The organism is Acinetobacter sp. NIPH 284, assembly GCF_000369425.1.
Taxonomy (GTDB): Bacteria; Pseudomonadota; Gammaproteobacteria; order Pseudomonadales; family Moraxellaceae; genus Acinetobacter.
Window position 1 is genome coordinate 1,178,700 of sequence record NZ_KB850011.1, and the last position, 24,990, is coordinate 1,203,689.

A 24,990-nucleotide genomic window follows, 5' to 3' on the forward strand; every position below is an offset into this window, starting at 1 on the left:
AATTTATCTCATTTAATTGTGTAGACGAATATCTCTAGGCAAAGGTAACTTTAACTCAGCAAATACATCTGGTCGTTGTAAATAAATTTGGTAAAGGAAATTTTTTACATCCAATAAAAAAGTATCAGGTGAAACCAATAGATTGTTACCCTCTGGGGTAAGGTCTAAAGATAGAATCGTATTATTTTCTTTTAAAAAAGGAATCATCTTTTCAATGAAAACCCACAGTGATACTTCCTGAATCTCGTATTTAGCCCAATTATCTTTAATCAATAATTTTGCCAAACCTTTATTTTGCCAAATCGATAATGCGTGTTGACCAGATGGGGTTGAACATAAGGCCCACCCATCATGATAAAGCGCAATAACTTGCCTTTGTATAATAATATTTTGAATAAATTGACGATAAATATCTTTTGGTGAGGAACTAGAATTTGTTGTTTGTGATTTCGACGCAGCCTTGCGTTGATATGGATTTTTCATAAAATATTCAATATTAGAATCATTATTGACGCTAATAATAAAACAATTCTATATAAATTACAAGGATTTGAACTAGAAGAGAAATTATGGTGGGCGCTGACGGGATCGAACCGCCGACATTCTGCTTGTAAGGCAGACGCTCTACCAACTGAGCTAAGCGCCCTGAGCGAGAGTAAACTCGTATCAGAGATCAAGTATAAGTATACTTGTTAAAACAAACATTCTCAAAAAAGGTATTAAGAGAATGGCGCAGCGGACGGGGCTCGAACCCGCGACCCTCGGCGTGACAGGCCGATATTCTAACCAACTGAACTACCGCTGCACTGCTTACTTCTATTAAGAAGTATATGTCACTAATTATGGTGGGCGCTGACGGGATCGAACCGCCGACATTCTGCTTGTAAGGCAGACGCTCTACCAACTGAGCTAAGCGCCCTGAGCGAGGTAACAAATTTAAAGCAATGCTTTAAATATTGTTTAAGTATCAAAGAATATAAACTCTAATTTACTTAACTCTATCTATTCTTGCAATCTTAAAGTGGCGCAGCGGACGGGGCTCGAACCCGCGACCCTCGGCGTGACAGGCCGATATTCTAACCAACTGAACTACCGCTGCACAATAATCTTGCAATTATAGGGTAAAACGATATTAAAACTTAAGTGGCGCAGCGGACGGGGCTCGAACCCGCGACCCTCGGCGTGACAGGCCGATATTCTAACCAACTGAACTACCGCTGCACTTGAGTTTTAACGTAAAGGCTTGGTGGGCGCTGACGGGATCGAACCGCCGACATTCTGCTTGTAAGGCAGACGCTCTACCAACTGAGCTAAGCGCCCTTAACGTCTTCATCGTTTGTGAGGTGCATTATAGAGAATCTTTACAGCCTGTCAAACGCTTTTGCCATTCTTTTCTGAAAAAAGCGTACGAATGATTAAAAAATAAGTAATTCATTGAAAAAATCAAGATTTTCGTATTTTATTTAAGCACTTATTCATATTTTCATCATTCATTTTCTAAAGTATGTTCTGAAATATAAACCAGCGCCTGCTCAGAAATTAGCTCAAATAACTCAATAATCTCATCATTCTTCATCCGAATACAGCCATGTGACATCGGAATGCCCATCGGTTCTGTATCAGGCGTGCCATGAATATAGATATATCGTTTAAATGTATCGCAACCATTTCCATGATTGAATCCATCTTCTAAACCATCCAACCATAAAATTCGTGACAAAATCCAATCTCTTTGTGGAAATTGTTGTGCGAGTTGTTGGTTATACACTTCCCCTGTCGGCTGACGTGCAATAAAGACCGTATTTTTCTTTAGGTCTGCACCAATCTTTTGTGCGACTTGATGCCAACCTCTTGGCGTCTTACCGCTATTCTCTTGCTCACCAATACCATTCTTGCCAGAAGAGATCACATAAAATTTATTGTGCTTTGGCAAATGTAGAATTTGTTGTGCTAAATCTATGACGATGTCTGCCTGATCAAGGGTATAAGTCATTTTTATCTCAACAGATGATAGAACACAGATATTTCAACATACACCCAAAGCTTTTTCTTGTATTTTTCGGTAGTTTTGATTGTTGATTGATTTTAAATATAAAAAACAAAACAGCATAGTAAGATCAAACATGCTGTTTTAGATCAGCAAAAGTAGTGTTTTAATCAATTCTCAGCGCTAAGGATTGCTTTTCTTAACAACGTAACTCACGGCATATGGGTCATATTTGGTGCGAGGTCTTGCCATTAAGGAAAAACTTTAAGTTTGTTTATCCTCGTCACTCGCGGCATAGCTGCTCGTCTTGCGCTCGGACAAAGCGTTGCTTTTCTTAACTCGCCACTCGCAGCATAGCTGCTCGTCTTGCGCTCGGACAAAGCGTTGCTTTGTTTATCCTCGCTCAGGCTCGGGTCTTAACCACAACCACACAGAAACAATAAACATAGTGAGATCTGTAAAAATTTTGACAATGAATGGTGCGTTGGTAAACAGCATTAAAATACCACTCATTAGCATCATAATACTGGCTATCCATTTTGCTTTACGCGGTACTGTCCCATGTTCACGCCAATTGCGTAAGGTCGGTCCATATTTAGGATGATTCAAGAGCCAAGCATCCATTTCAGGCCATCCTTTCGATGCAGCCCATGCTGCAAGGATTAAAAACACAGTAGTTGGCATGCCTGGTAAAATTGCTCCAATGATTCCTAAAACAATAAAAATCACAACTAAACTACGCCAGAACAATGTTTTCATTGAGTAATTAACCAACACATGTTTACAACCATGCTAGTATAAATTGTTTTTATTGCTCTTTCTTAAACTTAACTTATTATTTCCATGATTGAGTAACAGCATGTCGAGCCTAATGAGTACGACCCTTTTTTTTGAACCTTGGTTGCAGTTTAAGAATCCTATAGTACGTCACTTGGCTTTTTGCATCGCCAGTCCAAATATTTTAGCTCGAATCCCGCCAGATTTAGTGATAAAGCATACTTTTGAGCTCCATTCTGATCAAATCTGGCAAACTCATTATGAACGCTATGAAGAACGCTTAAAGCAACTTGATCAACATCCGCAAGCCCTCATTGATTTTCTTGCTCAACTCAAAAGTACTCGCCTTGGGCTACGATTCGAGAACTTACTTTGGTTTTGGTTATTAGATGATGAGTATCATCCCTATCAACTTTTAGGTCATAGCATTCAAAAAATTGCAGGAGCGATTACGCTAGGTGAACTAGATTTCCTTATTTTAAATCAAGACACACAAGAAATTGAACATTGGGAAGTTGCACTAAAATATTACCTAGGCGAAAGTAACTTAGCCTTAGCGCAATGGTATGGGCTAAATCGAGAAGACACATTACAAAGAAAATTGAAGCATTTCACTCAACGTCAATTTCAGTTTACGGATGCAAATCATCATCAGATTCAACGAAAATTTGCAGTTATGAAAGGGCAATTATATTTGCCAACTGATTTGAATCAGTTGGCACTCCCTAACTGGGTCAACTCGTCCCGACGTTTGGGATTATGGGGAACTAATATTCCCACAACAGATTACTATCGATTACAACGTCATGAATGGTTATGTCCTAATCAGCAAGCATCCTCAAAAAATGCAACATGGTGGACAAATGGTCTTTATTATCATGACACACCTAGTCCCTCTTTTTATATGTTTCGCCAACCCTCTTTATTATTCATTAGATCTTCTTCATCAGATTATTTTTTATAAAGTAACATTTTATAACACTTCTACTATCAAATCATTATGTTTATTTTCTGCTTTTTTTCTTAGCCTCTAAGAACATCATAATTACATTTAAACGGAGAAGATGATGAAAAAAATCTTAGTTGCTTCAATCATGACTGCTTTTGTTTTAACTGGTTGTAATACATTTAAGGGTTTTGGGCAGGATGTATCTAAAGCGGGTGACAAAGTTACTCAAACTGCTGAAAAAACTCAGGATAAAATGTAATTTTAGTGAACACCCTTCGCAAAACCTTATCTAAACATAGATAAGGTTTATTTTTGCATACCTTTCTCTATCATATTCCCCTATTATATCGGTTCAGATTTCACCAGATTTAACCACATCTCGCATGAACCATTCCGACACTCTTGAACTTAGTTTACAGCTCCTACGCCAACCTTCTGTCACCCCTGTTGACCATGATTGTCAAAATATTATGGCCGAGCGTTTAGCAAAAATTGGCTTTAATATCGAAAACATGCGTTTTGAAGATGTTGATAACTTATGGGCACGCAGAGGCACTACAGCACCTGTTTTTTGTTTTGCAGGTCATACAGATGTCGTTCCTACAGGCCATTTAGATGCTTGGAATTCAGATCCATTTTTACCAAGTATTCGTGACGGTAAATTATATGGTCGTGGTTCAGCAGATATGAAAACAGCACTGGCTGCAATGGTGGTTGCATCTGAACGTTTTGTGGCGAAGCATCCGAACCATAAAGGTTCTATTGCATTTTTGATTACATCTGATGAAGAAGGTCCTTCAATCAACGGGACAGTGAAGGTCATTGAAACTTTAGAAGCACGTAACGAAAAAATGAACTGGTGCTTGGTAGGCGAACCATCGAGCACACATCAATTAGGTGATATCGTCAAAAATGGTCGTCGTGGCTCTTTGAATGCGATTTTGACTGTTCATGGCAAACAAGGACATGTGGCCTACCCTCATTTAGCAGAAAATCCTATTCATTTAGCATCGAAGGCTTTAACTGAACTGTGCGATACTGTTTGGGATAATGGCAATGAATATTTCCCTGCGACCTCTTTCCAAATTTCAAATATACAAGCTGGAACAGGTGCAACCAACGTAATCCCAGGCACACTAAAAGTTACTTTTAACTTTCGCTACTCAACTGAAGTGACAGCTGAAATTCTCAAACAACGCGTACTTGAGACTTTGGATAAATATAATTTAACTTACGATATTCAGTGGACACTATCAGGTTTACCTTTCCTCACCCCTGTTGGTGAATTAGTGAATGCTGCAAAAACAGCGATCAAAAATGTGACTGGTGTTGAAACTGTTCTATCGACAAGTGGAGGAACTTCAGATGGCCGCTTTATTGCACCTACGGGCGCTCAAGTTCTAGAATTAGGCGTATTAAATGCAACAATTCACCAAATCAATGAACATGTAAATGTCGATGATTTAGAGCCACTTGCTGAGATTTATGAGCAAATTTTAGTTGAATTACTTGCTTAACATACAAGTTGAGGCAATAAAAAAGGAACTCTTTTGAGTTCCTTTTTTATTTATAACCCTAGTTGGGTTTGAATATTTTGTAGATGAGGGACATAAAACTGTTTTTCCCCAATCTTGACATATTTAAATACGTTATTGTCATCAATGTCTTTTTCTTCATCTACAATTTCAGAAATACGTAAACGAATGGATTCAGGCATTTCATTACAAACCAAAGCAAATCGTTCTGAAACATCATCACCTTCAACCACCAACGCTACCCCATTTTTATTTGCTGGATCATTTACAGCATAAATAGGAAGTTTGAGATCATGCCATTCAACATGATCAATATTGGTTTGTGTATCCATCGCTGATAACACGATATTCTGCGGTAGCAGCATTGGAACTTTTTCATGACATTTAATAATATAAGCATCAATAAACCCTGTTGATACCGTAATTAAATGTTGTAACTCTTGTTGGTCAATTTGCCCCAAACCTGAGTTTGCGCTTTTTTTTACCATTAATTTTTACCTCATGAGCGCACTGTTAGTAAACTTTCAATATTTTCCAAGAGTGTTTCTTCTTGGAATGGTTTACCCATATATTGATTTACACCAAGTGATAAAGCACGTTCACGATGCTTTTCACCCGTACGTGATGTAATCATGATAATTGGTAAATCGCGATGTAATTCATGATGTCGAACAAGGTTTGTTACTTCGAAACCGTCCATACGCGGCATTTCAATATCAAGTAACATCAAGTCTGGCTTAATGGTTTCAAGCTGCTCAATCGCATCCACACCATCTTTCGCAGTCACAACATCATAACCTTGACGCTCTAATAGACGCGAAGTTACCTTTCGTACAGTTACCGAGTCATCGACGATCATAATCAAGCGACGTTCATCATAGCGCTGCTTGGTATAAGTTTCATCAGCCTGTTTACTACGTGCTGTAGACTGTGCTTGTCGAGCAATATTTTGACCGTCTAAGATCAAACATACCTGACCATCACCCATAATCGTCGCACCAGCAATCACCCCGATGCTTGAGAACTGTTGTCCAATAGGTTTTACAACAATTTGTCCACGAGAACCAATTAACTGATCAACAAGTAATGCTGTTGTTTGCCCCTGCGCACCTTTAACCAACAATACAGGCAATGAATGAACAACGCCATTTAAACGAGGAATCGGCTGCCCAGCAACAAATTCAGATAAATAACGTAAACGATAACTTTCTTGATCGATCTTGAAATAATCGTCTTTACTTTCAAAGTATTGTTCTAATGCCGCAGGTGAAATACGAACAATACGGTCAATTTGTGCAAGTGGGAAGGCAAACTGTTGATCGCCTGCTTTTACCATCAAGGCATCACTTACAGCTACTGTAGTCGGTACTCGAATGGTAAATGTTGTTCCTTTACCTAAAACAGAGTTAACGCTCACATGACCGCCAAGCGCTTTAATATCGCTCTGAACAACATCTAGACCAACACCACGCCCAGAAATTTGTGTAACTTGTGCAGCCGTACTAAAACCTGGATGGAAGATAAATTGCAGAATTTCTTCATGGTCAAGTTTCTGCTCTTTAGTCATTAAACCTGTTTGAATCGCTTTATCTTTAATGCGATTCACATCGATACCTTTACCATCGTCACTAAATGTCACAACAATATCAGTACCCTGACGACCAATATCTAAAGCGATATGTCCAGTTTCTGGTTTCTTCGCTTGTAAACGTTGCTCTCTGTCTTCAATACCGTGGTCAATCGCATTACGCAACATATGTTCAAATGGCGCAACCAATTTTTCCAAAATACTACGGTCTAATTCACCCTCAGTATTGTTAACAATTAATTCTGTTGGTCGGTTTAAAGTCGATGCTGTTTGACGAACAATACGTTGTAAACGTGGTAATAATCGAGAGAAAGGTACCAATCGGGTACGCATCAAACTTTCTTGAATTTCTGCTTGAATACGAGATTGTTGTAATAACAAACCTTCCGTATCACGGATCTTCTCAGAAAGTGTGGTCTTAAAGTCAACCAAGTCCGACGCGGATTCCGCAAGAGATTTTGACAACTGATTTAAAGATGAATATTGGTCCATCTCTAATGGGTCGAAATCTGCATAGCGAGAGTTCTCACCACCATGACGTGCGATAATTTGACTTTCTAACTCACCTTCCATTCGGCGTAACTGATCTGCCAAACGTTTGATCGCAAGCTCCATCTCCGTTAATGTACCGCCCAATTGACCAAGGTCCATTTCGATACGCGAACGGTTAATCGCATTCTCACCTGACAAGTCAATCATTTTCTCAATGACGTCAGCGGAGACACGAATCATCTCATTATTTTGTTCAATACGTTCGGTCGTTTCCCACTCACCTAACATTGATGGAGGTTCTGTACCATCACCTTGAACAAACTCCATTGTATATTCTGGAGTGAAAATATCTTTAGCTGAGAGCTTTTGTGGAAGTTGTGCTGAAACATCAACAAACTCCATATTCTCTAAACTTTGCTTTAAGCCGTCAAAGTTTGCATACTGACGTTTGAAAATCGCATCACTCAACCAAGCCAGTGCTGTATTGAGAAGATTATCGTAAACATTTGAATTGAAATGATGTACACCAAACTGTTCAAATGCATTCTCGAGATGATAAGCAACAATCGCAATTGCATCTAACTCAGCCATACGTGCACCACCTTTTAAACTGTGGGCATTACGTTGTAACTGTAAGAGCAAACTACGATTACCACGTTGATCAAACCATTGTCTTAATAGAACTTTGGCTTGTTCAAGTAGTTCTTCTGCTTCTTCTAAGAATGTTTGCTCAACAAGAGAACGAACATCATCATCAAGAGCAACTTCATGAACAATTTCAGCATTTGAAGTATCTTCTAGAACTTCTTCAGCTTCGACCAATGAGAATTCATCAATTGATAAGTCCGTGAGATCATCCGTTTCGATCACAGCGGCAACATGATTTTCGGCTACAGGCTCAAAAGTAACAGATGATGACGAAGTAAAATCAATAGATTGATCTGCTTGCTGAAGCAACTGAAGTACGTGTGTAGCTGGATAATCGACTTGTTTATCACGAATAGTTTGAATTCGATCTGCAATATCATCTTGTACTGCACGAATGATTGCGATTAATTGTGGGTTCGGTTGTAACTGCTGATTGATTAATTTCTCATAAATTGTTTCCAATTCATGTGCAATTAAACCAATATGACCTGCTTGAATCATATTTGAACCACCTTTTAAGGTGTGCAAATATCTCATCAAGTTTTTCAATGCACCTACATTTTGTTGATCAGCTGTCCATGTATTTAGATCAGCATCAATACCAACCAATAACTCATCAGCTTCTTCAAGGAAGATATCTAACAAGTCTGGATCAAAGTCACGATTTGAATCACTTGATTGCAAGCTTTGTTTATCTAAAGCGAATTGTGCAGCTAAATCACTCACATCAACTTTATTACTAGACGGCTCAAATTCAGTAATAGATGCTTCAACCAAACCTGCTTTTTGCTCAGTTACAGGCGCTTCCAAGAACTCAATATTTTGCTGTGTAAATGAACTCAATTCATTTAATATAAGTTCATGTGCCTTTGTCAAAGTCACACGCTGCCCTGCAGCCAAGGTATCAAACAATTGAATGAACTGTTGATGTACCTGATAATACAGCTCAAAAGCATAATCAAGATTCAGTAAATCTGGCTTAAATAACAGATCTTGATAACTAGAACGTAACAAACTTGTATATTGATACATACCAATCGTCGCATGATGATGGGTATGTTCTAATAAAGTTTCAGTTTGCTGACTTAACAGTTGAATATATTGAGGAAATTCAGTACGTGCACGCTTCTCAAAATCAAACTCAACGTCAAGAAGATCATTGATATTCAATTCTAGTAATTGTGAAACTAAACCTTGTGGACGTAAAGATTCGCCTTGTTTTTCTTCTAATTGGAAATCGTAACTATCCCATGCAACATTGAAAGTATTATAAATTTCTTCAAATTTCTGTTGCGAACCTTGGTGTTTCAACGTGTGCAAATAGTCACGAACAAACTGTGCATAGTGTGTCAAAAGTGCCGTTTCATCAGAACTTGAATCAAGCTCTTCTTGCAATAATGTTTTGAATAAATTCTCAACTTTCGAACTTGCTTCAAACACATGCTCAACATGCGCCATAGCAGAACTGCCACGTAGAGTATGAAGCGCTCGAATTAGCGTATTATAATTATCATTTGTCGGACGATCATTTAGTAAAAATTGATCGATCGTAGTCAAATGATCTTCTGCTTCTTCCAAGAAAATCGATAATGTTTCTTTAATTAACGCTTCATCATCTAGCGGATGACCTATAAATACAGATTCTGAATCTGCGACATCAACAGTCTTCTCTTCTACGACAGTATCCACATTTACGGATATCAATTCGAGACCAGTTTCAGCGTTATCATTCAGCATATTCGATAATTGTAATAACTCAGCTAGCGCTGGTTCTATACTAAGTTGCTGCTGTAGTTGCTGACCTAATAAAACCAAAGGTTTTAAATCTATCTGATGTTTTTGAACCAATTTAAAATCATGTACAAGTTTAAAGCGGTAGATATTAAAAACCGCTTTTACATAATGTTGAATATCTGAATTCAACAACACTGTCCCTGCAAGTACTCGATTTAAAGTATCTTCAACCGTCCACGCCAATTCACCTGAAGATTTGGCGCCAACCATCCTTCCAGAACCTTTTAAGGTATGGAAATGTCGACGAATATCTGTGAGCACATCTTGTTGATTTGGCTGTTCAATCCATTGACCGATTAATGGCTCTAATTCAACAAAGATTTCATCTAATTCTTCAATAAAAATTTCAAGAATTTCTGCATCTTGCTCAAGATAACTATCTTCAGGAAGCGTCATCGTTTCAACTAACGTTTTTAATATTTCTTTCATAGCGGCTTCTTTCGTTTTTATCCACTAATTGTGGCTAAAAATTACGTGTATCTATCACACAAGATGTAGCTCCATGTCAGTCATCATCTTGTAGAGATATTCTACATCTCTTCAAAAAAGGGAAAGGACAGATATGCTCTGCCTCCCCTTTGCTGCTTATTCAGGTAGCTTAAAGTCAGTTACAGATTCACGTAATGATTCAGCCATATTTGCCAATTCAGAAACCGAACGAGCTGTATCAAACGTTGCTGTCGTCGTTTGTGACGTAATTTCTTGTACAACATTCATCGTTGTTGCAATGTGACTTGCTGATGCAGACTGAAGTTTTGCTGCATCAGAAATGCTCGCAATTAATTTAGCCAAATCACCAGATACCGTTTGAATCTCATCAAGTGCAATACCCGCATCTTTTGCCAAGTTCGCACCACGAACAACTTCTGACGTCGTTTGTTCCATTGAAATAACGGCTTCGTTCGTATCTGTTTGAATGGTTTTTACTAAGCTTTCAATCTGTTTCGTTGCTGATGCAGAACGTTCTGCAAGACGTTGTACTTCGTCAGCTACGACTGCGAAACCACGACCTGCTTCACCAGCCATAGATGCTTGAATCGCTGCGTTTAATGCCAAGATGTTGGTTTGGTCGGCAATATCGTTAATTAGGGATACGATGTTACCAATCTCTTGAGATGATTCACCTAAACGTTTAATACGCTTTGAAGTTTCTTGAATTTGTTCACGAATGTGATCCATACCTTCGATCGAGCGGTTTACAACTTCTGCCCCATTCGATGCAATTTGTACAGATCGTTGTGCTACTTCAGCAGACTCTGATGCATTCGAAGATACTTGGTCAATCGACAATGCCATTTCGTTCATCGCTGCTGATGCACCTGCAATTTCTTGCGCCTGATGTTCAGAAGCTTCTGCTAATTGGTTGGTAATATCTTGAGTATCTTGAGTATAACGAGCAACTTCTTGAGATGTTTCAGTGATTCGAGATACAAGGTCACGTAATTGATCGATCGCGAAGTTAATCGAGTCAGCAATCGCACCAGTAAAATCTTCTGATACTGTTGCATATGAACGTAAATCACCATCTGCTAAGTCGGCAATTTCATCTAGTAAACGTAAAATTGCATTTTGGTTACGGTCATATTCATCTTGTAGACGAGTTACACGCTCTTTATCTGTATTACTACGTAAAGCAAGTAATTGTAGTGCAGAGAAAATCAATAGACCTAACGCACCAATTAATACAACACCCGCAATAACGTTACCCCAGCCACCCTCTGCTTTATTAGATAAATCGTTTAATGACGTTAATAAGGCATCAGATTGAGAAAAGATTTGCGAAGATGCTTGGCGTACGCGAACAATTTGGTTTGCGTTTTGTAATACTGTTGCTGCCGCTGATTTCAATACTGCATCATAATCAGATTTAATACTATCTACAGACTCACGTAAATCAGGAGACGCAATACGATCTACACCAAGTTCTGTACTACCATTTAACTGTGCATTTAAATAAACACCAAAGGTATCAATATCCGCTCCAAAGTCGTTTGCCGAAACGTTTGAGTTATCGGTACCAACTAAAACAGAGTTAATCGAACGTAAAATACGTTCAGCAATAAACACTTGGTTTTTCGTGATAATTACCTGACTACTTGGCATGTTCTCACGAACCATCTGATCAACCATCAAGTTATATTCAGCCTGAATTTCAGGAATCGTTTCACTGATCGAGATATTTGTATCGTATAATTGATTGATGACTTTTTGTTGTGAAGCAATTAACTCAATGTTCTTCGAAACACTCGTCCAAAGTGCATTTGCTTTTTTATACTCCTCTGAACCAGTACCATATACACTTTCAACCGTCTCTAAATTCTCAGCAAAACGCTTTTTAGATTCAACTAAACTTTTCATTGCTTCAGGTGTACCAGATGCCGTTGCCTCAGTTGCCTGACGAGAAATCATCTGAGATAACAAGCGTAACTCACCCAAACTACGAGTTAACTGGTTATGACGAGGAACACTCACGAATAAATAAATTAAGAGGATAACTGCAAGAGCTAAAGCACCAATCGCACGGTATAGAATTGGTTTCGACTTTTCAGTTTCACCAAATAAGCGAGAAAACTGATCAATTTGCGTTCGAGCATTCTCTAAAAATGCGCCACCACTCTTAAGACCAGTACTATCACCACTACTACCATTTTTCTTTTTAAGTTTAAAGCCCATGTCAGCTTCTCCCCTGAATACGCGTTTATTTTCCGTAGCGTATCAAATTAGTTTATAAATTTTATTGATGCATTCATATATTGAGGATTTTGCAACAACCGACTCAGTAAAAACACATGCCATTGCTGATTATGTTGATGGAAGTATCCCTGACAATAATCTTTCAATTTATCATCTAGATCAGCACTTTGTGAAAAGAAACTCTTTTTATTAAAGTGCTGAATCCCAAGAACTTGGTCGACAACCAAACCCACATAATGGTCTTGATGGCTAATGCATATTACTTTTTGTGTTGGTGAAAACTGACTCCGTTGTCCTGAAATAAAATGTGTTAAATCAGAAACTGAAAGCAATCGACCACGAATATTTGCCAAACCACGTACCCATGCCTGAGTATTAGGAACAGGGGTATATTTTGGAGGATAAATCACCTCCGAAATCTCCCCTAATGGTGCAACGAAATATTGCCCTAACATCTCAAATGCGATACCAGACCAACGGCTGACTTCATTTTGAGTTGAAGCATATTGTTTGTTGCCTCGCTTGGATAAGCGAAGCAATTCGATAAATCCATTTGCTGCCATACCCTATCCCGTATTGAGTAATGAAAAGGCTCGTACGAATTAACTTAATAATTGTTTAATCACATCAATGAGCTGTTGCTCATCAATCGGCTTGGTCAAATAATCACAAGCACCTTGACGCTTACCCCAAACACGATCTGTTGCCTGATCTTTGGTACTTACGATCACAACAGGAATATGCTGCGTGTCTTTACCTTTGCTAATTTGGCGTGTCGCTTGGAAACCGTTCATTCCTGGCATTACCACATCCATTAATACGAGATCTGGTAGTTCTGCTTGCGCCATTGTGACACCGTCAGCGCCATTGGTTGCTTCTAAAACTTCATAACCGTGTTTAGTCAAAATTTCTCTAAAGCGAAATGTTTCAGTAGGTGAATCATCTACAATAAGTATACGAGCCATTTTTTCCTCAATTTAAATTTTATGCGCTAACGTGATTACGAATCGCATTTAACAGCTCATCTTTACTAAATGGCTTAGTTAAATATTCATCCGAACCCACAACACGCCCTTTAGCCTGATCAAACAAACCGTCTTTGCTTGACAACATAATCACTGGGATATTTTGGTAATTTAAAGAATTTTTAATCAGTGCACAGGTTTGATAACCATCTAAACGAGGCATCATGATATCGACGAACACGATATCAGGATTTGCTTCTGCAATTTTTGATAATGCTTCAAAACCATCAACAGCGGTGATCACCTCACAACCTTCTCGTTGTAAAAGCGTTTCAGCTGTACGACGAATCGTTTTTGAATCATCAATCACCATTACTTTCAAATTTTGAAATTTATCTTCCATTTAATTGTCCTGCCCCATTCACTCAATACAAATTATGGTTGGTTTAATTTGTTTTATACACATCAGTTGATATTTTTAACATATCTTTACTTGCATTATCAATGAAGTTTTTTGAACCAACCTATCAGTTTTCACCAACAATAACAAATTTCTCACACTTTTCGTCAAATTCCTAAATTTTTTGTATACTCACTATTTTTAATTATCTAAATAGCTACTAATATACAACTGATTATTATTTAAAAATAAGTGATTTAGTTAACTTTTTCCGGGGAATGTAATGACTGGTTCGTTAAAGTGCGGTTTCGGCATTAGCCACTTTACAACGATTGCTCGTAATTACATTTGCGCGTTTTTTTTATTGATTTTTTGCAGTTCAAGTTTTGCAGCCACAGAGCAACCCAAAGCTGTATGGTATCGTTATTATGATAAAAATGGTGTTGCTAATGTGAGTACATCAGTTACACCTGAACATATTCGTTATGGTTATGAAGCACTTGATCGTAATATGCAAGTGATCAAACGCAACCGTGCTTATAACGCAACAGTAGATGTACAACAATCTTCTCGTCGCGAATTTATTGCACGTCAACGCGAACAAGATATGAGATTAAAACGTGCTTATGGAAATACAAAAATAGCGGCAACAAAAAGAGATCAAATTTTGGCTAGTTTGAAAAAGCAACTTAATTATCAACAACAACAATTACAACAGCTTCAACAAGACAAAATTGGATTTAAGCGACAAGAGATGGAATATCATCGTAAGGGAGAAACGCCCCCCGCTCAACTCAAAAATAATTTAGACAATAATGCCAAGAATATTGAAAATGTAAAAAGAACAGTAGAAAGTTTACGTAATGCATATCATAAAACTGAAACAGATTATGCTGATATTATTAACCGTTTAAAAAATATTGAACAAAAAACACAATAGACTTAGAATTTTTCTTGCATGGTCTCTCAAAAATATTAATCCTAACTTTTCATAGTTTTAATTCATTCAGCTTGCTTTAGATTACACGAAATTCAATGATTCATGTCATAATGCCAATTGCTTAAAACCGAGTAGATAATTTTGCTCGTTTGAGTATTTCTAAATAACACTTAACTTTAGGATAGTTTCCATGCGCGCAAGCCGCTTTTTATTTGCAACGTTAAGAGAAACCCCAAATGATGCTGAAGTCATTTCGCACCAGCTCATGTTACGTGCGGGGATGATTCGTAAATTAGCTTCTGGTTTATACTCTTGGTTGCCCATGGGAACACGTGTTTTAAAGAAAGTAGATGCGATTGTTCGCGAAGAAATGAACCGTTCAGGCGCATTAGAAGTATTTATGCCTGTCACTCAACCTGCTGCGCTTTGGGAAGAATCTGGTCGTTTTGAACAATACGGTCCAGAATTACTTCGTTTCAAAGATCGTCATGATAATCCATTCGTGCTTGGTCCTACTCATGAAGAGGTCATTACAGATTTGGCACGTAATGAGCTGAAAAGTTATAAGCAATTACCAGTAAATTTCTATCAAATCCAAACTAAATTCCGTGATGAAATTCGTCCACGTTTCGGTGTGATGCGATCTCGTGAATTTATCATGAAAGATGCTTACTCGTTCCATGCAAATCAAGCATCACTACAAGAAACTTATGATGTCATGTATGACACCTATAGCCGTATTTTTACACGTCTAGGTCTCGATTTCCGCCCTGTACAAGCAGACACAGGTTCAATCGGTGGCTCTGCATCACATGAATTCCATGTACTTGCTGCAAGTGGCGAAGATGATATCGCATTTTCTACTGAATCTGATTACGCCGCTAACGTTGAAATGGCAGAAGCATTGTTAGTCGGTGAGCGTGCTGCGCCAGCTCAAACAATGACCTTAGTCGATACACCAAATCAGAAAACAATTGCCGATGTTTGCCAATTTTTAAACAGTGATGCAAAACAATCTGTAAAAGCTTTACTTGTACAAGGTCAAACAGATGAAAATGGCAATACACCCGTTGTTGCTCTATTTTTACGTGGCGACCACGAATTGAATGATATTAAAGCTGAAAAGCACCCTTTAATTGCTGCACCTTTGGCATTTGCAACTGAAGCACAATTAGAACAACATGGTTTAACAGCAGGTTTCTGCGGTCCACAAGGTTTAGTTGAAAAAGGCTTAACCGTGATTGTGGATCGTGCTGCATCCGTATTATCTGACTTTGTTGCGGGTGCAAATGAAGTCGATAAACATGCGACAGGTGTGAACTGGGAGCGTGATGCAAAATTCACCGAAGTTTATGATTTACGTAATGTTGTTGAAGGCGACCCTTCTCCAGATGGTAAAGGTACACTTCAAATCAAACGTGGTATTGAAGTCGGTCATATCTTCCAACTCGGTACAAAATACTCAGAAGCTTTAGGGTGTAAAGTACTTGGTGAAGATGGTAAACCATTTACTGTTACAATGGGATGCTATGGAATTGGTGTAACACGTGTGGTTGCAGCAGCAATTGAACAAAACTTTGATGACAAAGGAATTATTTGGCCTCAAGCGATTGCTCCATTCGACATTGCGATTGTGCCAATGAATGCGCATAAATCACCTCGTACCCTTGAAGCAGCTGAAGCGCTTTATGCTGAATTACAAGCTCAAGGCTATGATGTATTGCTTGATGATCGTAATGAACGCCCTGGTGTGAAATTCTCTGATCTTGAATTAATGGGTATTCCTCATCGTATTGTTATTGGTGAGAAAGGTCTTGATGCAGGTACTTTTGAGTACAAAGGTCGTCGCGATCTTGAAGCAAGCAATTTAGGTAAAGAAGAACTCTTAGCTAAACTTATAGGCTAATCTTCATCCTAGCAATAAAAAAGCCGTTTAATAATAAACGGCTTTTTTATTGAAAACTGTTGTTTTGATTGTTATAGCTTTATTTATAGATTATTTTTTATACCAATAGAAAATGATTTATTGTTCACTTTTGGTAAGTTTTTGAATAGCAAAGGGGCACTGACATGCTCCCTTAAATGATTTGGATTAGATCTTTTTTACAAATTCAGATTTCAATTTCATTGCACCAATCCCATCGATTTTACAATCAATATTATGTCCATCATTCGCATCGATTAATAAACGAATACTTTTCACTTTCGTCCCGACTTTAACTACAGATGATGAACCTTTGATTTTTAAATCCTTTATGACAGTGACGCTATCACCATCAACTAAAATATTACCGTTGGCATCTTTAATAATCTCTTGTTGTTCTGAAGCAGATGCCTCACCTTCTTTCCATTCATGTGAACATTCAGGGCAAATCAATAAGTCGCCATCTTGGTAAGTATATTCTGATTGGCATTTTGGGCAGTGTGGAAAAGACATAAAAACATCTCAAAAGCACTATTATGATCGATAGACGCATTTTTTCAAAATTTAAGCTTGAATCGCTTGTCCAATTAAATAATTTTTAAGTACTAGGGCATGACTAAGCTTAATATCTTTAGTTGCGTAAATGAGCGTTACTTACTGTTGCTGTACCATGTCTTTAAGCTGATTTACATAAGGGTTTTCTTTAAGCTCTTCATAATATTCTTCCTGAAAACTCAGCCAATGTTCAACCTTATGACAAAACGCTTTTTCTCAATTCAGTTGAGGGTGCAATATCTTTAAGCCATAAATCTAAATGTGCCTGCTATTTCGATATTCCCCTTGGCCATAACCGATCTACGAGTACATGCTGTCCATCCGTCGGCTCAACAAGATCAATAAATACGTTTAATTTCAATTCTCACATCAGCCTCCCCCATATCTCACAAATTTTTCAGCTTTCCATTGAAATATTAACAACTTGCCCTTTTGAATCAAAACTAACGCAGATAACGTAATTTGTGATCTCATCTGGTAAGGTGAAATCTAAAATTTCATAACTTTCCAGATCCCCCTCATCCCAACGTGAATCTAATACCAGTAACTCTAAAATTTGTAATAAATTAGGTTTTGATGTGTCAAAGTATTTTTCCCAATATTCAGGTTCAACTTCTTCAAGATGATGTTGAATAAATAACTCCACACTATCTTCTGCTTGTTGATTTTCTAAAGCTTCGCGCATGGCAACACGAGCCAATTGTTCTCTGTGTTCAAGAATTTCTTCAGACATAATATTCCCCAATATGATTAAATATTAAAAATTTAGCTAGTTTGAATTAAGCTAAGGAGTTGTTATTCATTTGGAATTTCAGCTTGAATCAGAAATCCCAATAAATACAGAGATTCCTGCCAACCAAAATAACACGCTTCAACAGGAATAACATCAGGTATTCCCTCTTGAGTAATATGCACTTCGGTTCCTACTACCACTGATTTTAATTTTATTTTGACCTGAATTTCACCTAGTAAATTAGGATCATCAAACTTATCGGTATAGCGTAATAATTCATTCGGGATAAGTTCAATATACGTCCCTCCAAATGAATGAATTTGTCCAGTTGAAAAGTTAGTAAATGACATTTTGTATGTTCCACCCTCTTGTGGGTCTAAGTGATGGATTTTGGCAGTAAAACCATGAGGTGGCATCCATTTTACCAAGGCATCTGGATCGAGAAAGGCTTTAAAAACACGAACTGGTGGTGCATTAAATACACGATGTAGTTGTACTGTTCCACTCATTATTATTCTCAGGTTAAGTTATTTTTAATTCGTGCCTCTATCATACCGATTTAGTCATGAAATACTATTCCTTCAATCGCTCAATTGAACCCGAATATCTAGAATCTAAAGCTGCTTTTTTGTAAAAAATGGCGCAAAATAGCACTCCATATTTAGTGATAAGAACGCAGCTTTGGGATTAATCTATGAGTCAGCTTGCTTTTACTGCTTTTAGCTTGAATGGTGTAGATGCGCAAAAATTTCTACAGGGTCAAGTGACTGTTCATGTAGAACGTCTCCCTGAAAATGAAAATCGCTATACCGCTATTTGTGACTTAAAAGGACGTATTCATTTTGGGCTATGGATTAAAAGATTAAATCCAGAAAGTTTTGAACTTGTAATCACCCAAGATCAAGCCGAAGAGTTTTCCAAACATATTAAAAAGTTTGGTGCTTTTTCAAAAATGAAATTAGAAGAAATAGGATCTGTTTTTCCTTCATTAAATGGCATTCAAACTGAGTTTTCTTCTGTGGAGACAGACATCAATGCTTGGCAAATTCAAGCGATTCAGTCAGGTCAAGCATGGATTAGTCAAAGTACAGAACATTTGTTTCAACCACAAGAACTACGTTTGCATCAACGTGATGGTGTACATTTTGACAAAGGTTGTTATTTAGGTCAGGAAATTGTGGCACGTCTATGGTTTAAAGCAAAACCAAAACATTGGTTACATTTAATCCAAGGCAAAGATACTGTGCCTTCTCCTGCTAGCCAGCTAAGTAAAGATGTTGAGGTTGTGAATAGTGCTGCATGTGAAGATGGCTATATCGCACTTGTAATTGCAAAACCAGTTGCTTTAGAAGAACTTGGTGTAAAGGTTTTGGATTTACCAGAAGTATTAAATGGTGATGTAGCACGACCACAATAATCATTTTAAACAAAAGCCCTTTTACTAGGGCTTTTTAATTATAAATAAGATCCTTTAATTAAAATTAAGCATATACTCCTATTTAAAACAAATACTTTTTTTATTTTGTTCAATTTATCGGAATTAGTTGTACTCAAGTCTACATTACTTTTTATGATTACGATGGCTACCGCTTTATTTAATATGCAATCTAGTTTTGCTAACACAGAAAAAATTAATTAAAGAATCCAAAGCCTTCCTAATGAATTAAAAACCAGAATTTATAGATAAAACACCTATTCCAGATCTTTATACTCTTTCAAACATCAGAGGCTCTATATGGATAGATGCTTCTGGTCGATATAGAGATGGATCCCGAACTGATTGAATTACTGCAATTGGCAATGCAGCCTTATTTGAAATAAAGTTTAATGATCATTCTTGTCGAGAATCGAAATGAAGGTTATTGTTCACCTATTCTCAACAATATCTCTCTCAAATGAAAATAACCATGAAAACTTGGCTATCAGCCTTATCACTGAGTCTATTAAGCTTACAAATAGTACATGCTGATAGCAGAACCTTAGAACAAAACTTTAAAAAAAATTATCCAGATATTCCCATTACTTCAGTCACCCCATCTCCACTAAGTGGAATTTATGAAGTCTATGTGTCTGGTAAGATTATCTATACAGATGAAAATGCTAAATATCTTTTTTTTGGCAATTTACTCGATGTAAAAAATCAGAAAAACCTAACAGAAGATAGTATCTCTGAACTGAGTAAAATTGATGTAAAACAACTTCCTCTCAAACAAGCCATTAAGCACATCAAAGGTAAAGGCGAACGTACTCTATATGTCTTTACCGATCCCGATTGCCCATATTGTCAAAAACTTGAACAATATATGACCTCTATCGACAATGTAACGGTCTACATTTTTTTATTCCCACTTAAGAAATTGCATCCACAAGCTGAAACTGCAGCAAATAAAATTTGGTGTGCCAAAAACCAATATGAGGCTTGGGAAGATTACATGCTACATCGTAAGTTAGCCCAAAATTCAGGTACATGTGAAACACCTGTACAGAAAAATATTGCTTTAGGACAAAATCTAGAAATTAGTGGGACACCTACAATCTTCCTTGAAAATGGCACTAGAGTCGCGGGCTTACCACAAAATGCTCAACAAATTGAACAACTTCTATTAGAAGCACAAACTAAAAAATAGTATCTAATTAGGTGGTGGCTTTTCAGTTGACTGGCAAGCCACCACTTACAACATAAGATTCTGATTTATATTAAATAATATAAAAATTAAAATAAATTAATTAAGCAAGATTTATACAAAATCCATATTTACATTTCACAGCAAACTTTTATGATGAAGGCATTCAAAACTGCCATGTAATGGATTAAAGCAGATATCTGTGAAAGGAATAAATAAAATGAAAAAGTTGCTGATTGCCAGCTTAATTCTTGCTACAAGTCATTCAACATTTGCGGCTGATAGTAAAGTAACTGCAAAACCAGATACATTTGCTCAAGCAACTAAACTATACGAAGCAAAAAACTACCCTGCCGCGTTTCAAGAAATGCAGCGTCTCGCAGATACAGGGAATGCCCAAGCAATTTATAACCTAGGTTATATGACTCAAGTTGGTCAAGGCACAGTAAAGGATGAAAAGAAAGCCGCACAGCATTATCAAGATGCTTCAAATAAAGGCTTTGCTCAAGCCAGTTATACATTAGCACAGGCTTATCATAAAGGTGATTTGGGCATCACTAAGAATAATCAAAAATACAAAGAATATTTAGATAAAGCTTCTAAACAAGGCTCTAATGAAGCCATTGTTGAAACTGCAAAAATTTTATTTGAGCAAGGTAAACCTGAATACGATCAGATCGCTGTTCAGAAACTATTACCATTGCTACGGAAAGATTATTATCCAGCAAAACATCTCAAAACAATCTACGATTTGAGTGTTGGTGTTAAAAATAAAAATCCTATTATGCAAGCACAGGCGATTGATAGCCTTAAAGATTTAGCTAAAAAAGGTTATGCACCATCTTTAATGGTTCTCGGCAATATGTTAGCAAATGGAGGTATTGTTGACCAAGATTTAGAGCAGGCAAAAAATATTTTTACTCGCTTAGCAGCAGCTAACTATCCAAATGCGAAGGAATCATTGGCTAAAGTTGAAGAAGCAATTGCTGCAAAAAAAGCAACTTCAGTAAAAACAAAGAACTAATAATCAATTCAGCAGCACTCCACCTCTAAAGAGTGCTGCTTTTTATTTAAAATTGTTTGCTTAACTTAATCCAAGCACTCCAATTGCGCCCATCTGTAGGTTCAAAGAAGCGATTATTTCCTTCGTTCACAATCACTGAACCGATATATTGTTTATTAAATAAATTATCTATAGGGGTAAATCCATTTAAACTCCAATCCGTATAGCAAAATATATATCCTGTATAAGGCGATGCAATTGTTTAAGTTGTCATTAAAAAGTAAACATGTATTTTTTTCAGAATTGGTTTGATACTTTCTGTACTGCTATGATCGCGATAACCATCTGTATCAAAATAGGATGAGTTAATCATATAACTTGGTTCATTTTGATTTTTTAAACCGTCTTGTAAAACTAAACCAGCATGATTTTTGTGATGACTACCGCCCGCATAACTCATCTCTATCGAATCTTTACCCTGTCCTTCCTTTGTTTTTACTAAAATCGTACCTCCTGAAGAATTTCCATATAACGAAGAAAATGGACCTTTTAATACTTCAAGATGACTTAAACTCCTTAAATCAATATTTGAGGTTTGCCCTTGTCCATCTGGCATTGTGGCATTGTGGCATTGTGGCATTGTGGCATTGTGGCATTGTGGCAGGAATAGCATCGCTATATAAAAGAATTCCACGAACTTCAAATGTGGGACGTGCACCAAAACCACGCATAGAAAGTTGCAAATCTTGGGCATAATTCTCTCGATTGCGCAGTTGAACACTCGGTATCCCTTTCACAAGCTCAGTTAAATCAACTTCTAAGCTCTGATCGTTTTTAGGCATATCTACCCTAAAAATTGATGCTGGTGTTTCAATATAAGCTGTGTCAGTAGGAGTTGCTCGGACCTTAATTATCCGGAAGTTGTATGGGCCGATCGACTTCTGATTCAACAGTCCAAGCAAAAGAACCATTCAAACCCATGCTTATTGCAACACTACCATATAAAAATTTTTTTTTACTAAAGATATGAAAATTCCTTGTTTCACAGAATTTAAGGGCAAGCTTTTTAAAGTAAGTATTTCATTATTTTATAATTAGATTAGATCTTTAACCTTAGCTAAAAAACCAAAAATCAATTTTAATGATGATTAGCCAATCAAATTAAATATCGTCATAATTGTAAGTTAAACATTTACCCTCATTGTATTGTTGTTGAAACAACTTGAGCTCACTATGCCCGAACTTCCTGAAGTTGAAACCACAAAAACCAGTTTACTGCCGCTTTTAGAGCAACGTGTACAAGCTGTAAGAGTACACAATCCTAGTTTGCGCTGGCCTATCCCTGATGATCTTGAAAAATTAATTGGTCAACGTTTAACTCAACTCAAACGTCGTTCCAAATATATTTTGGCTGAATTTGAACAAGATCAAATGCTTTGGCACTTAGGTATGTCAGGAAGCTTTCGCCTATGTCAATCCAGTGATGAATTAAAAAAGCATGACCATCTTGTGATCGAATTTGAAGATCAGCAACTCCGCTACCATGACCCACGGCGCTTTGGGTGTATTCTATGGTTAGATGAAACTAATCAAAGTAAATTGATTGATTCGCTAGGGCCAGAACCATTAACTGAAAATTTTAATCCAACCTATTTGCATGAAAAATTAGCTAAAAAAAATGTCGGCATTAAAATTGCTTTAATGGATAACCATATAGTGGTTGGTGTGGGCAATATTTATGCAACTGAAAGTTTATTCAACATTGGGGTTCATCCTGCGCAACCTGCTTCGACGCTGAGCAAAGCACAAGTGGAAAAGTTAGTCATCGAAGTAAAACGCATCTTAAAACAAGCAATTGATTTAGGTGGATCAACTTTGCGTGACTATAGTAATGCCATGGGTGAAAATGGTTACTTTCAGCAGACACTTTTAGCTTATGGTCGCGCAGGTGAAATGTGTGTTAATTGTGAAACTACATTAGAAAACTTAAAGTTAGGTCAACGTGCTAGTGTATTTTGTCCACAATGCCAACCTTTGAAACTAAGCAAAGTATAGACCATTTAAGATGCAATCAAGGAGAATAACCTTATGCAAACCGCAATTGTTCGACATATTCTCGTCAAAGATAAAGACTTAGCCGAACAGCTAAAAAAACGAATTCAGTCTGGTGCTGATTTTAGCAAAATCGCCAAACAATACTCTACTTGCAACTCAGCTAAACGTGGAGGCGAACTCGGTGAAGTGAAAAAGGGGCAATTGGTCCCTGTTATTGATAAATTAGTTTTTACAGCAGCAGAACGAATCTTACACGGCCCGATCAAAAGCCAATTTGGTTTTCACTTAATTGAAGTGAAATTTCGCATGGATGGCTTAAGATAATGGTTTGAGCTTAATTATTTTAAGCTCTCTCCTCTTCTCAGTTATTTTAATTCTTGCGGTTTCATCACATAAGTCCATGCATGTATTTTTTTACCAGATTCCAAGATAACCTCAGCAACAACTCGCTCATATTGGAATCCTTCAAACTCATCTAACATTTGCCAGTTTTGTTCTAATTTTTCCGTGCTGAATAAATATCCCATGATTAATGGATCTTGTTCAGCCAAAACTAAGGCAGGTAAACCTTTGTCTGGTCCCCAATCTAAAATATGAATTGTGCCGTGTACCGATGCTTTTTGCCAATCTCCACCGATTCCACCCAAAATATGCGCATTTTCTCGGTTTGGGCAAAGTGTGCCATAGACAAATAGTTGGTTCATGATTGCTGTTCCATTCAAATATGCAAATATTTTAAAGTCAAATCTTGCAATTTTCCATGTAAAAGCTTGCGTTCCAAATATGGAATTATCTATTTCCAATAAAAAACGGCATTTTTAAATGCCGTTTTTTATGAAAATAATAAGTACTTATTTTTTCAAAGAGTCTCTAATTTCACGTAATAATTGAATATCTTCAGGTGTAGGCGCTGGTGCTGCTGGCGCTGCTTCTTTTTGTTTACGCATACGATTCATTACTTTCACCATAAGAAACACAACCCATGCCAAAATAATGAAATTAATAAAGATGGTTAAGAAATTACCATAGGTTAAAACATTGACACCTGCTTTCGTTAATTGATCTAAAGACTGTAAATTATTTGGATTGTCTCCGAGCACAATAAACTTCTGTGTAAAATCAACACCCCCACCAGTAATAACTGAAATAAGTGGCATGATGATATCTTTCACCAATGAATCAATAATTTTACCAAATGCACCACCAATGATGACACCAATGGCAAGATCCATCATATTGCCTTTGATGGCAAATTCTTTAAATTCTTGAATAATACTCATTTATAACTCTCCAGAGTTGAACTTAATCGCAACCCATTTTGCATTGT

24 protein-coding genes, 6 tRNA genes and 3 pseudogenes are annotated in these 24,990 nt (G+C 37.2%); 11 read left to right on the forward strand and 22 right to left on the reverse strand.

Translation table 11 applies throughout. The features are described from left to right. Positions 1-12: 12 nt before the first annotated feature. The 9 genes from F908_RS11525 to F908_RS11565 form a co-directional block, all read right to left on the reverse strand. Positions 13-483, reverse strand: coding sequence for a DUF2750 domain-containing protein (locus F908_RS11525; protein WP_005161994.1), 471 nt, complete (start codon positions 481-483; stop codon positions 13-15). Between the two features lie 87 nt (positions 484-570). Beyond that, positions 571-646: transfer RNA gene (locus tag F908_RS11530), tRNA-Val, on the reverse strand. A gap of 82 nt (positions 647-728) precedes the next feature. After that, positions 729-805 (reverse strand) — tRNA-Asp (locus F908_RS11535). A gap of 38 nt (positions 806-843) precedes the next feature. After that, positions 844-919, reverse strand: a tRNA-Val gene (locus F908_RS11540). 103 nt (positions 920-1,022) lie between these two features. Next, positions 1,023-1,099 (reverse strand) — tRNA-Asp (locus F908_RS11545). Positions 1,100-1,144: 45 nt separating this feature from the next. Then, positions 1,145-1,221, reverse strand: a tRNA-Asp gene (locus tag F908_RS11550). Between the two features lie 23 nt (positions 1,222-1,244). Then, positions 1,245-1,320, reverse strand: a tRNA-Val gene (locus tag F908_RS11555). A gap of 166 nt (positions 1,321-1,486) precedes the next feature. After that, positions 1,487-1,993, reverse strand: coding sequence for a cell wall-recycling L,D-carboxypeptidase ElsL (elsL, locus tag F908_RS11560; protein ID WP_005161998.1), 507 nt, complete (start codon positions 1,991-1,993; stop codon positions 1,487-1,489). 387 nt (positions 1,994-2,380) lie between these two features. Then, positions 2,381-2,746 (reverse strand): YbaN family protein, encoded by a 366-nt coding sequence (locus tag F908_RS11565; protein WP_005162002.1) that lies wholly within the window; start codon positions 2,744-2,746, stop codon positions 2,381-2,383. 100 nt (positions 2,747-2,846) lie between these two features. On the opposite strand from F908_RS11565, the gene F908_RS11570 reads away from it, so the two are divergent. The 3 genes from F908_RS11570 to dapE all read left to right on the forward strand — a co-directional run bounded on the left by F908_RS11570 (position 2,847) and on the right by dapE (position 5,230). Then, a complete protein-coding gene (locus F908_RS11570; protein WP_005162005.1) occupies positions 2,847-3,728 on the forward strand; it encodes a DUF1853 family protein in 882 nt (293 codons plus the stop codon). A 100-nt stretch (positions 3,729-3,828) separates the two neighbouring features. Then, positions 3,829-3,972: an entericidin A/B family lipoprotein gene (locus F908_RS11575; protein WP_017196706.1), complete on the forward strand. Its 144-nt coding sequence runs from the start codon at positions 3,829-3,831 to the stop codon at positions 3,970-3,972. A 124-nt stretch (positions 3,973-4,096) separates the two neighbouring features. After that, positions 4,097-5,230, forward strand: a complete 1,134-nt coding sequence (dapE, locus tag F908_RS11580) for a succinyl-diaminopimelate desuccinylase (RefSeq protein WP_005162009.1) — start codon at positions 4,097-4,099, stop codon at positions 5,228-5,230. Positions 5,231-5,280: 50 nt separating this feature from the next. Here dapE and F908_RS11585 read toward each other — a convergent pair whose 3' ends face one another. From F908_RS11585 to pilG, 6 genes are all read right to left on the reverse strand, one after another. After that, positions 5,281-5,736 carry a hypothetical protein gene (locus F908_RS11585; protein ID WP_004664651.1) on the reverse strand — a complete coding sequence of 152 codons (456 nt, stop codon included), beginning with the start codon at positions 5,734-5,736 and terminating at the stop codon, positions 5,281-5,283. Between the two features lie 11 nt (positions 5,737-5,747). Continuing rightward, positions 5,748-10,199, reverse strand: coding sequence for a hybrid sensor histidine kinase/response regulator (locus tag F908_RS11590; protein WP_005162013.1), 4,452 nt, complete (start codon positions 10,197-10,199; stop codon positions 5,748-5,750). 156 nt (positions 10,200-10,355) lie between these two features. Next, the gene (locus F908_RS11595) at positions 10,356-12,443 is read right to left on the reverse strand and encodes a methyl-accepting chemotaxis protein (protein WP_005162015.1); all 2,088 of its coding nucleotides are present in this window, start codon (positions 12,441-12,443) and stop codon (positions 10,356-10,358) included. A gap of 47 nt (positions 12,444-12,490) precedes the next feature. After that, positions 12,491-13,027: a chemotaxis protein CheW gene (locus F908_RS11600; protein ID WP_005162018.1), complete on the reverse strand. Its 537-nt coding sequence runs from the start codon at positions 13,025-13,027 to the stop codon at positions 12,491-12,493. Positions 13,028-13,066: 39 nt separating this feature from the next. Continuing rightward, entirely contained in the window at positions 13,067-13,429 is a 363-nt protein-coding gene (locus tag F908_RS11605) for a response regulator (RefSeq protein ID WP_004664659.1), read from the reverse strand. 19 nt (positions 13,430-13,448) lie between these two features. Further along, positions 13,449-13,832 carry a twitching motility response regulator PilG gene (pilG, locus tag F908_RS11610; protein ID WP_004652356.1) on the reverse strand — a complete coding sequence of 128 codons (384 nt, stop codon included), beginning with the start codon at positions 13,830-13,832 and terminating at the stop codon, positions 13,449-13,451. A 280-nt stretch (positions 13,833-14,112) separates the two neighbouring features. On the opposite strand from pilG, the gene F908_RS11615 reads away from it, so the two are divergent. Both F908_RS11615 and F908_RS11620 read left to right on the forward strand, forming a co-directional pair. Then, positions 14,113-14,769, forward strand: a complete 657-nt coding sequence (locus F908_RS11615; RefSeq protein ID WP_005162020.1) for a hypothetical protein — start codon at positions 14,113-14,115, stop codon at positions 14,767-14,769. Positions 14,770-14,959: 190 nt separating this feature from the next. After that, positions 14,960-16,675: a proline--tRNA ligase gene (locus F908_RS11620; RefSeq protein ID WP_005162024.1), complete on the forward strand. Its 1,716-nt coding sequence runs from the start codon at positions 14,960-14,962 to the stop codon at positions 16,673-16,675. 186 nt (positions 16,676-16,861) lie between these two features. Here the strand turns inward: F908_RS11620 and F908_RS11625 are convergent, their stop codons facing one another. The 4 genes and pseudogenes from F908_RS11625 to F908_RS11635 all read right to left on the reverse strand — a co-directional run bounded on the left by F908_RS11625 (position 16,862) and on the right by F908_RS11635 (position 18,490). After that, entirely contained in the window at positions 16,862-17,206 is a 345-nt protein-coding gene (locus F908_RS11625; RefSeq protein ID WP_005162025.1) for a zinc ribbon domain-containing protein YjdM, read from the reverse strand. Between the two features lie 51 nt (positions 17,207-17,257). Then, positions 17,258-17,616, reverse strand: a pseudogene (locus tag F908_RS16335) (DUF488 domain-containing protein). Between the two features lie 29 nt (positions 17,617-17,645). Beyond that, positions 17,646-17,981 carry a DUF2004 domain-containing protein gene (locus F908_RS11630; protein ID WP_004664670.1) on the reverse strand — a complete coding sequence of 112 codons (336 nt, stop codon included), beginning with the start codon at positions 17,979-17,981 and terminating at the stop codon, positions 17,646-17,648. 62 nt (positions 17,982-18,043) lie between these two features. Further along, the gene (locus F908_RS11635; RefSeq protein WP_005162026.1) at positions 18,044-18,490 is read right to left on the reverse strand and encodes an SRPBCC family protein; all 447 of its coding nucleotides are present in this window, start codon (positions 18,488-18,490) and stop codon (positions 18,044-18,046) included. A gap of 185 nt (positions 18,491-18,675) precedes the next feature. Here F908_RS11635 and F908_RS11640 point away from each other — a divergent pair, with 185 nt between their 5' ends. The 4 genes and pseudogenes from F908_RS11640 (at position 18,676) to F908_RS11650 (ending at position 21,629) form a co-directional block, all read left to right on the forward strand. After that, on the forward strand, positions 18,676-19,398 hold the full coding sequence (locus tag F908_RS11640; protein ID WP_005162027.1) for a CAF17-like 4Fe-4S cluster assembly/insertion protein YgfZ: 723 nt from the start codon (positions 18,676-18,678) through the stop codon (positions 19,396-19,398). Between the two features lie 153 nt (positions 19,399-19,551). Then, positions 19,552-19,741: pseudogene (locus F908_RS16340) on the forward strand (DsbC family protein); the annotation flags it as partial. 135 nt (positions 19,742-19,876) lie between these two features. Next, positions 19,877-20,608 carry a DsbC family protein gene (locus F908_RS11645; protein ID WP_034602751.1) on the forward strand — a complete coding sequence of 244 codons (732 nt, stop codon included), beginning with the start codon at positions 19,877-19,879 and terminating at the stop codon, positions 20,606-20,608. 217 nt (positions 20,609-20,825) lie between these two features. Then, complete coding sequence (locus F908_RS11650) at positions 20,826-21,629, forward strand: tetratricopeptide repeat protein (protein ID WP_005162029.1); 804 nt, start codon at positions 20,826-20,828, stop codon at positions 21,627-21,629. 289 nt (positions 21,630-21,918) lie between these two features. Here the strand turns inward: F908_RS11650 and F908_RS15725 are convergent. Continuing rightward, positions 21,919-22,589 (reverse strand): annotated as a pseudogene (locus tag F908_RS15725) (TonB-dependent receptor plug domain-containing protein); the annotation flags it as partial. Between the two features lie 252 nt (positions 22,590-22,841). Here F908_RS15725 and mutM point away from each other — a divergent pair. Further along, positions 22,842-23,663 (forward strand): bifunctional DNA-formamidopyrimidine glycosylase/DNA-(apurinic or apyrimidinic site) lyase, encoded by an 822-nt coding sequence (gene mutM / locus F908_RS11660; protein WP_005162035.1) that lies wholly within the window; start codon positions 22,842-22,844, stop codon positions 23,661-23,663. A 33-nt stretch (positions 23,664-23,696) separates the two neighbouring features. Further along, complete coding sequence (locus F908_RS11665) at positions 23,697-23,987, forward strand: peptidylprolyl isomerase (protein ID WP_004664683.1); 291 nt, start codon at positions 23,697-23,699, stop codon at positions 23,985-23,987. A 41-nt stretch (positions 23,988-24,028) separates the two neighbouring features. Here the strand turns inward: F908_RS11665 and F908_RS11670 are convergent, their stop codons facing one another. Then, positions 24,029-24,367, reverse strand: coding sequence for a gamma-glutamylcyclotransferase family protein (locus tag F908_RS11670; RefSeq protein ID WP_005162038.1), 339 nt, complete (start codon positions 24,365-24,367; stop codon positions 24,029-24,031). Positions 24,368-24,514: 147 nt separating this feature from the next. Further along, positions 24,515-24,943 carry a large conductance mechanosensitive channel protein MscL gene (mscL, locus tag F908_RS11675; RefSeq protein ID WP_005162040.1) on the reverse strand — a complete coding sequence of 143 codons (429 nt, stop codon included), beginning with the start codon at positions 24,941-24,943 and terminating at the stop codon, positions 24,515-24,517. Positions 24,944-24,990: the final 47 nt, after the last annotated feature.